General features: G+C 65.0%; 9 protein-coding genes. 5 read left to right on the top strand and 4 right to left on the bottom strand.

Translation table 11 applies throughout. The features are described from left to right. Positions 1 to 145: 145 nt before the first annotated feature. Positions 146 to 1,150: an ATP-binding protein gene (locus ACQR2C_RS16055; RefSeq protein WP_316236412.1), complete on the bottom strand. Its 1,005-nt coding sequence runs from the start codon at positions 1,148 to 1,150 to the stop codon at positions 146 to 148. A gap of 203 nt (positions 1,151 to 1,353) precedes the next feature. On the opposite strand from ACQR2C_RS16055, the gene yajC reads away from it, so the two are divergent. From yajC to ACQR2C_RS16030, 5 genes are all read left to right on the top strand, one after another. Beyond that, complete coding sequence (yajC, locus tag ACQR2C_RS16050; protein WP_172108587.1) at positions 1,354 to 1,722, top strand: preprotein translocase subunit YajC; 369 nt, start codon at positions 1,354 to 1,356, stop codon at positions 1,720 to 1,722. 89 nt (positions 1,723 to 1,811) lie between these two features. Further along, entirely contained in the window at positions 1,812 to 3,413 is a 1,602-nt protein-coding gene (secD, locus tag ACQR2C_RS16045; protein WP_434881593.1) for a protein translocase subunit SecD, read from the top strand. A gap of 8 nt (positions 3,414 to 3,421) precedes the next feature. Continuing rightward, positions 3,422 to 4,447 carry a protein translocase subunit SecF gene (gene secF, locus ACQR2C_RS16040; RefSeq protein WP_315799828.1) on the top strand — a complete coding sequence of 342 codons (1,026 nt, stop codon included), beginning with the start codon at positions 3,422 to 3,424 and terminating at the stop codon, positions 4,445 to 4,447. A 55-nt stretch (positions 4,448 to 4,502) separates the two neighbouring features. Then, positions 4,503 to 4,886, top strand: a complete 384-nt coding sequence (locus ACQR2C_RS16035; protein ID WP_316178568.1) for an Mth938-like domain-containing protein — start codon at positions 4,503 to 4,505, stop codon at positions 4,884 to 4,886. Then, entirely contained in the window at positions 4,883 to 5,743 is an 861-nt protein-coding gene (locus ACQR2C_RS16030; protein WP_434881592.1) for a phytoene/squalene synthase family protein, read from the top strand. The genes ACQR2C_RS16035 and ACQR2C_RS16030 overlap by 4 nt, the downstream gene beginning before the upstream one ends. 13 nt (positions 5,744 to 5,756) lie before the next feature. On the opposite strand, the gene ACQR2C_RS16025 is transcribed toward ACQR2C_RS16030, so the two are convergent. From ACQR2C_RS16025 to ACQR2C_RS16015, 3 genes are all read right to left on the bottom strand, one after another. Further along, a complete protein-coding gene (locus ACQR2C_RS16025; protein WP_316178571.1) occupies positions 5,757 to 6,449 on the bottom strand; it encodes a TauD/TfdA dioxygenase family protein in 693 nt (230 codons plus the stop codon). A gap of 243 nt (positions 6,450 to 6,692) precedes the next feature. Then, positions 6,693 to 7,583 (bottom strand): TauD/TfdA dioxygenase family protein, encoded by an 891-nt coding sequence (locus tag ACQR2C_RS16020; protein WP_434881591.1) that lies wholly within the window; start codon positions 7,581 to 7,583, stop codon positions 6,693 to 6,695. A gap of 67 nt (positions 7,584 to 7,650) precedes the next feature. Further along, positions 7,651 to 8,751, bottom strand: coding sequence for a serine/threonine protein kinase (locus ACQR2C_RS16015; protein ID WP_434881590.1), 1,101 nt, complete (start codon positions 8,749 to 8,751; stop codon positions 7,651 to 7,653). Between the last annotated feature and the right edge of the window lie 4 nt (positions 8,752 to 8,755).

The raw sequence follows: 8,755 nt of genomic DNA, 5'->3' as shown, positions 1-8,755 counted from the left end.
CAATTTTGAGGTGTCAACCATGTCTCCGAACACCTGTCAGCCATGTCCCCGGGCTGAACACTGCGCTCGCAATGACGGAGGCTGAGACTGGTTGCGTGCCACGCAGGCGACTGTCATCGCCTGCGATGGGGCGCGGAAGGTCGGATTACTTCGCGCTCAGCCGCACGCCGAGGCGGCCCGCCAGATCCTGCGTGAACTGCCAGGCGACGCGGCCGGAGCGCGAGCCGCGCGTCGTGGCCCATTCCAGCGCCTCGCGCTCCAACTGATCCGCGGCGACTGCGATGTCGAAATGGCCGCAATAGCCTTTGACCATCGCCAGATACTCATCCTGGCTGCAGCGGTGGAAGCCGAGCCACAGGCCGAAACGGTCGGACAGCGAGACCTTCTCCTCGACCGCTTCGCCCGGATTGATCGCGGTGGAGCGCTCGTTCTCGATCATATCGCGGGCCAACAGATGGCGTCGGTTCGAGGTGGCGTAGAGAATGACGTTCTCGGGCCGTCCCTCGATGCCGCCTTCGAGCACGGCCTTCAGCGATTTGTAGGACGCATCATTGCCGTCGAACGACAGGTCGTCGCAGAACACGATGAAGTGGAACGGCGCGGCACGCAGGATGTCCATCAGCGCCGGCAGGCTTTCGATATCCTCGCGATGGATCTCGATCAGCTTGAGCCGGTCGGCCGGCTTGCGCGTGACGTTGATGCTGGCATGGGCGGCCTTCACCAGCGATGATTTGCCCATGCCGCGCGCGCCCCACAACAAGGCGTTGTTGGCCGGCAGGCCGTTGGCAAAGCGCTCGGTGTTCTCGATCAGGATGTCGCGCATCCGGTCGATGCCCTTGAGCAGGTCGATCTCGACACGGCTGACGCGCGGCACCGTCGAGAGCCGGCCGTTCGGATGCCAGACGAAGGCGTCGGCCGCGTTGAGGTCAAGCGCGGGCGTGGCACCCGCATGGGTTGCCGCCAGATGCGTGGCAATGGCTTCCAGCGCACGGGCAATCCGGTCAGCCGTATCGTCGGAGGCGGGGCGGGCAGGACGTTTTGCCGCGATCTCTGGTGGCTTTTGCGCTGCAGGCCGGGTGCCTTTGGCGAGCGGTCCGAGGGCGTTTTTGGCGGGGCTACGGGACGGGGCTTTGGCTGGTTTTTTCGACATGCTGCAAGTTCCTGATGGGGCAGCCATATCGGGCCTCGCCGGCTGCCGCAAGCGGGGCGAAATGAAGGGGCGGGGCGCCTTGCTATTGGGACTGCTGCCGCTATATTCCGCGCGAAATTCGCAAGAGGCCGGCCCGCGCCGAGACATGCGTGGTTCGCCGGCTATTCCCGTCTCACCGGGCGCTGCCCACGAGGATCGACCACATGCTGATCACCCCTGCCTATGCCCAGGCCGCCGGCGCTGGCGACACCAACAGCATGCTGATGTCGCTGCTGCCGTTCGCGCTGATCTTCGTGATCATGTATTTCCTGATCCTTCGGCCGCAGCAGAAGAAGGTCAAAGAGCATGCCGACCTGGTCAAGAACGTCCGCCGCGGCGACACCATCGTGACCCAGGGCGGCCTGGTCGGCAAGGTGACCAAGGTCGTCGACGACGACCAGGTCGAGTTCGAGATCGCCGACGGCATCCGCGTGCGCCAGATGCGCCAGATGATCACGGGCGTCCGCACCAAGGGCGAGCCCGCGAAGGCAGACGCAAAGGACGACAAGAAGGACGAAAAGGCCGCGAGCTGATTGCGGCCCGGCCAGAATCAACTCCGGCCTTCGCTCTTTAGTGATGTTCTGATTTTTCGGGCCGGCTACGGCCCTTACGGACAACCTCCATGTTGTATTTCACGCGGTGGAAGGCGCTGGGCATCATTCTCACGGCGCTCGTCGTGTGCCTGTGCGCGGTGCCCAACTTCTTCTCCGAGGCGACGGTCAAGACCTGGCCGACCTGGGCGCAGCGCCGGCTGGTGCTCGGCCTCGACCTGCAGGGTGGCTCCTATCTGCTGCTCGAGGTCGACTCCAACTACATCAAGAAGGAGCGGCTCGATGCCGTGCGCGACGACGTTCGCCGCACGCTGCGCGATGCCAAGATCGGCTACACCGGATTGGTGAGCCGGGGTGATGGGGTCGAGGTCCGGATCACCAAGGAAAGCGACACGGGAACTGCGATCTCCAAGCTGCGTGATCTCTCGCAGCCGCTCGGTGGGCTGCTCGGTTCCAGCGGCCAGCGCAGCCTCGAGGTCAGCGATGCCGGCGGCGGACTGGTCCGGCTGACGATCCCGCCGGCGGCCATCACGGAACGCATCCGCCAGACCATCGAGCAGTCGATGCAGATCGTCGAGCGCCGCGTCAACGAGCTCGGCACCGTCGAGCCGGTGATCCAGCGCCAGGGCAACGACCGCATCCTGGTGCAGGTGCCGGGCTTGCAGGATCCGACGCAGCTCAAGAACCTGCTCGGGCGCACGGCCAAGATGGAATTCCGCATGGTCGACACCTCGGTGCCGGCGGATCAGGCGATGCAGGGGCGGGTGCCGCCGGATTCCGAGGTGCTGCAGAGCGCGTCGCCGCCCAACCAGCCCTATGTCGTCAAGAAGCAGGTGCTGGTCTCCGGCGGTGATCTGTCCGATGCGCAGACCGGCTTTGACCAGCGCACCAACGAGCCGATCGTCACCTTCCGCTTCAACTCGGCCGGCTCGCGCAAGTTTGCGCAGGCCACGACCGAGAATGTCGGGCAGCCGTTCGCCATCGTCCTCGACAACAAGGTGATTTCGGCGCCGGTCATCCGCGAGCCGATCACCGGCGGCTCGGGCCAGATCTCGGGCAATTTCACCGTGCAGTCGGCCAACGAGCTCGCGATCCTGCTGCGCGCCGGTGCGCTGCCGGCGCCGCTCACGGTCATCGAGGAGCGCACCGTCGGTCCGGGTCTCGGCGCCGATTCGATCGCCAAGGGTGAGCTCGCCTCCTATGTCGGCTCGATCCTCGTCATCGTGTTCATGCTGGTGACCTACCGGCTGTTCGGCGTGTTCGCCAACATCGCGGTGGTCGTGAACGTCGCCATGATCTTCGGTGTGCTGTCGCTGCTCAACGCCACGTTGACCTTGCCGGGCATCGCCGGCATCGTGCTGACGGTCGGCATCGCCGTGGACTCAAACGTGCTGATCTATGAGCGCATCCGCGAGGAGCTGCGTGGCGGCCGCAACGCGATCTCGGCGATCGACGCCGGCTTCAAGCGCGCGCTGGCGACCATTCTCGACTCCAACATCACCACCTTCATCGCCGCCGCCGTGCTGTTCTACATCGGCACCGGCCCGGTGCGCGGCTTCGCCGTGACGCTGGGCATCGGCATCCTCACCACGGTCTTCACCGCCTTCACGCTCACCCGCCTGATCGTGGCGGGGTGGGTGCGGTGGAAGCGGCCGCAAAGCGTGCCAATCTAGGAGCTACTGTGACACACTGGGTTCTCATCGGGCTTGGCATCCTGATCGTGGTGCTGACGGTGGTCAGCGCGCTCGGCCTGCTGCCGTCGCTGCGCATCGTGCCCGACGACACGCATTTCGATTTCACGCAGTTCCGCCGCATCAGCTTCCCGATCTCGGCGGCACTGTCGATCCTGGCGATCGTGCTGTTCTTCACCCACGGCCTGAACCTCGGCATCGACTTCCGCGGTGGCACCTTGCTCGAGGTGCGGGCCAAGTCGGGCACCGCCGACATCGCCGGGATGCGCGCGAAGCTGTCGACGCTCGGCCTCGGCGAAGTGCAGCTGCAGCAGTTCGGTGCTGATACTGATGCATCGGTTCTGATCCGTATCGCCGAGCAGCCTGGCGGTGATGCCGCGCAGCAGGAGGCCGCCAACAAGGTGAAGGCGGCGATCGGTGATTCCGTCGAATATCGCCGCGTCGAGGTCGTGGGTCCGCGCGTCTCTGGCGAGTTCCTCGCCGTCGGCTTGCTTGGCCTGATGCTCGCGATCGTCTCGATCCTGATCTATCTCTGGTTCAGGTTCGAGTGGCAGTTCGCGCTCGGCGCCATGATCGCCAACGTCCACGACATCGTGCTGACCATCGGCTTCATGTCGATCAGCCAGGTCGACTTCGACCTCACCAGCATCGCGGCGCTGCTGACCATTCTCGGCTACTCGCTGAACGACACCGTCGTCATCTACGACCGTATCCGCGAGATGCTGCGGCGCTACAAGAAGATGCCGATGCCGCAGCTGCTCAACGAATCGATCAACTCGACCTTGTCGCGCTCGATCATCACGCACGTCACGGTGACCCTGGCGCTGCTGGCGCTGCTCTTGTTCGGCGGCCCGGCGATCCACAGCTTCACCGCGGTGATGATGTTCGGAGTCGTGCTGGTCGGCACCTACACCTCGATCTTCATCGCGTCGCCGATCCTCATCTATCTTGGCGTGCATTCGGTCCGAGCCGAAGCGCAGGAGGAGAAGCCGGCGGCGAAGAAGAAGATGCCGTGATTCGAAGGAAGCTTGCCTTCGGATCAGATCCGGAGGCAGCAAGCTGGTCTCGGGCATGACCACTCCGAACGACACTCCGCACTTCCCGCGATCGGCGCCGATCGACGGCTATGGCAAAGGCGGCTTTGCCTTTGCCGGCATGTCGCACCGCGGCTCGCTGTTGTGCCTGCCCGACTCGATCTGGGCCTGGGATGTCACTCGGCCCGGCCAGATCGACCGATATTCGCTGCAGCGCGTTTTCGACGCGGCGAATAGAATCGACACGCTCATCATCGGCACCGGAAACGAAGTCTGGATCCCGCCCGCACCGCTGCGCGCGGCCCTGCGCGGCGTGAACGTCGTGCTCGATGCGATGCAGACCGGCCCCGCGATTCGCACCTACAACGTCATGATCGGCGAGCGGCGCCGGGTTGCGGCAGCGCTCATCGCCGTCCCATGAGCGAGACGAGCGCCAACAGCGACGCCGCGTTCTGTGCAGGCCTTGTCCGCGAGCACGATTTCGACCGCTACGCCTCGACGCTGTTCATGCCACCCGAGCCCCGGCGTGCGCTGTTGTCGCTGTACGCATTCAACGTCGAAGTCAGCCGCATTCGAGATCTGGTGTCGCAGCCGCTGCCGGGCGAAGTCCGGCTGCAGTGGTGGCACGACACGCTGACGGGTCACGAACATGGCGGCGCGGAGGGAAATCCCGTTGCGGCCGAATTGCTGCTCACCGTGCAGCGCTTCGCGCTTCCGGTCGAGCGGCTGACGCGCCTGGTCGATGAGCATCAGTTCGATCTCTATAACGATCCGATGCCGACGATGGCGGCGCTGGACGGCTATCTCGGCGACACGCGCGGCGCGCTGTTCGCGCTGGCCGCGCAGATCATTGCGCCGCCGTTTGCGGACGCCGATCATCTCGCGCACCATGCCGGCATCGCGCAAGGGTTGCTCCAGGTGATCGCGTCGCTGCCGCGCGATGCCGCCCACCGGCAGCTCTACGTTCCGCTCGATCTTCTCGCGCGGCATGGCGTCGGCCAGGAGGAGATGTTCTCCGGCAAGGCATCACCGGCGATCCAGGAGGTGATCATGGACCTGCGCGGGCAGGCCCGGCAGCATCTCGATCACACCCTCGAACTGGCGCGTCAGGCGCCGCCGGCCGTGCGGCCGGTTCTGCTGCCGCTCGCGCTGGTCCGGCGCGACCTCGCGCGGGCCGGGCCCCGCGACGATCCGTTTCAACCGCGCCCCCGCTCGCGCCTTGCGACGCTGTGGACGCTGTGGCGGGCCGCGGGGACGGCGAGTTTTCGCGCGCGCTGACGCCGTCGCGGGCTCAAGCCGAGGGCATCGTGTTCCAGAGTGGCGGGCTGTGCAGGAGTCTCGGCATGTCCGGCGGCTCGTGCCGGTGGATCGTGCAGCGGGTGTCCCAGACGACGAGATCACCGGGCCGGCAGGTGTGGGTCCAACTGAACTCGGGCCGTTCGGCAAGCTGCCAGAGATCGTCGAGCAGCGCGTCCGATTCGTCCTGCTCGAGGCCGACGACGTAGGAATGGCGGCGCTGCCCCAGTGCGAGCATCGAGCGGCCGGTATCGATATGATTGCCGACCAGCGGGTGCACCGGGCCTGCGATGACGGTGCGACGGCCGTCATCGGCGGTGTCGGTCGAGAGATGACGAACCTTCAGATGAGCGACGCGGCTGCGCAACGCCGGCGAGAGCGCGTCATAAGCGGCGTAGAGGCTGCAGAATGACAGTCTGTCGCCCAGCAAGCCGCCGGGAGAGGTGTAAAATAGATCCGCGTGACCGAAGCGGCGGCTGAAAGCCGCGATGTCACGTTCACCAAGACGCTGGCCGCGCACGAGCAGGACCTGGTGCTTGAGCAGCGCGCGCATGAACGAGGCGAACGCCCAATCGTCGAAGGATCCGAGATCGACATTGCAGACCTCGGCACCGAGCGTCTTTCCCGTCGGGATGACCTGGATGAGGCTGCTTTCGGCGCTTCGAGCAACGTTGCTTCTGAGACTCACTTGCGTCATCTCCCAAGTTTCACCAGCGCCTGCAAATCAACCATCGTAATTTGTCGCGGGTGTTTCGGCTCGGAGGCAATTCGCGGAAGGATCGCGGCACGATCTGCCGATTGTCGGCACACTCTGCCGCTCTGAGTCGGAAATTGGACGCTTCAAGGCGACGCACGAGGAAATATCCAGCAACCTGCAACTCATTCGCAGGCAATCTGGCGCTTGATCGTGCGGATGTCGCGCGCAAGCGAATCAGTGCGGGCGGTTCGTTCCCTTGATCTGGGTCCGATGCATGATTCGCCGCGCATGATCATCGAACGGATCGCGCCGATGCATGGTGCAGCGATTGTCCCAGATGACGAGATCGCCGACCTTCCAGACATGCTCCCAGGCGAATTCCGGACGGGCTACATACGCCCACAATTCGTCGAGCAGTGCCTCCGATTCCGCCAGTTCGAGCCCGACCAGATAGGCGTTGCGCCGGCGGCCGAGATAAAGCATCTGCCGACCGGAATCGGGATGCGTGCAGACCAGCGGATGGATCGCGCCCGGCGAGGTGCGCGGATCATCGGTCGGCGTCACGCCCTGACGTACGAAGCCGCCGCTGTTGTAGGTGCCGTCATGCTTGATCTTCAGATCCGCGACACGGCGCTTCAGTTCGAGCGGAAGCGCGTCGTACACGGCATACATGCTGCAGAACGAGGTGTTGCCGCCGGCGGGCGGAATTTCCAGCGCGTAGAGCGCGCTCGCGATCGGCGGCGTGTCGAGATACGACATGTCCGTATGCCACACCGCTTCTCCCGCGCCGAGACTGCCGATCGCCTCGCCATTCACCTTCACGTTCGAGACGATATAGATTTCGGGCAGACCGTCGACGAAGCGGCGCCCGTTCTCCTGCACCGGCGCCCAGTCGAGATCACCGAAGCGGCGGCTGAAGGCGATCAGGTCCTGGTCCGTCAGATCCTGGCCGCGCACCAGCAAAACGGAGTGCGTGTGAAAGGCGCGGAGCAGGGCGCCGAAGGCCGCATCGTCGAGATGCCTGAGATCGACATGTCGAATCTCCGCCCCGAGTTGCCGGCCAGTCGGGATGATCTCGATGCTCGACGACCGAGAGATTGTCGCCGCGCGGGTCTCGACGTTCATTGCCAAATCCTCCCAAACGACATTGCAACCACAGGATACAATGGCCGGGCCGCGAAGTCTCGTCCGCTCAGGCCGAAGGCAGCTTCAGGTCGGCCTCGAAATTGAACCGGTCGCGCAGGTTCTTGCGCGAGTCCAGGATGTCCTTGAGGAAGGCGCGATCACTGTCGCTCGTGAGCATCGGCTCGATCAGGTCGATCTGGTTCATCGCGACCAGCTGCAACAGCTCGGTGCGTGGCCTGCCGCTGGCGTCGCGCGGCAGGGCATGCACGACCTGGATGTGCTCCGGCGGCTTCGGGCCCTTGGCTGAAGCAAGCTCGTTCTGCAACTGGGTTTCAAGCGTAGGCTGCTCCCCCTCGACGAACGCATACAGCCCGACGCCGGTTCGGCGGTCGGCGAAGGCGACGATCGCGGCATCGCGCACGGCCGGGTTCTTCCGGATCATATCCATCAGCACCGGCGCATCGTTGACGAGGCGCCGTCCACCCCCCTCGCGGTCGGTGAAATTGAAGATGCCGCGCGTGATCGCGCGATACACCTTCTTGCCGGTCATCAGCCAGATGCGCGCGAACAGCGATTTGCGTGCCAGGATCTTGCGCTCCTTCGGCGTCAGCGCCTCGGGCGCGTAACTCCGCTTGTGCTTGAGCAGGTGACGCAAATCCTCATAGGCCGCGATCCGGAACAGGCGGCTGCGGCTGTCGAAGCAGGCGGCCAGCTGAAAGTCCGTCACGTAGCAATGGCCGTCGTGACCGACCAGCCAGTTCTGCTCCTTGGCGAGATCGTTGTGCGTGATTCCGGCGCGATGCAGCCGGCGCATCATCCGCTTGGCCGAGCGGAAATAGGCGACGTTGCCGTGCGGCTTGGCCAGATGCAGCGCCACGCCATTGATGAAGCCGCGGACCAGCGCGCGATCGCCCGCCCACAGCAGATCGGGGCCGACGTTGAGCCCCCTGGCGCGCGTCAGCGCCTTGCGCTCGCGCGCGAACAAATGCCGCGCCAGCACGAACGACCACCACGGCACCTCGTCGAGCCGGCGCAGCACCGCATCGACTTCGCCGGCCTCGCTCTTGAAGCGGCCGCGCTCGACGGTCGAGAACACGTCGCGCTTGAGCAGCACGCCTTCGCTCCAACGTGCCGCCAGCACGGCGGAATCAGTGTTCGGCAAACTCATGGGG

The sequence above is a fragment of the Bradyrhizobium sp. HKCCYLRH3061 genome (genome assembly GCF_051168015.1).
In the GTDB taxonomy this organism is placed as follows: Bacteria; Pseudomonadota; Alphaproteobacteria; order Rhizobiales; family Xanthobacteraceae; genus Bradyrhizobium.
The sequence above is the reverse complement of the archived record's forward strand: the minus strand, read 5'-3'. Positions and strand labels throughout refer to the sequence as shown.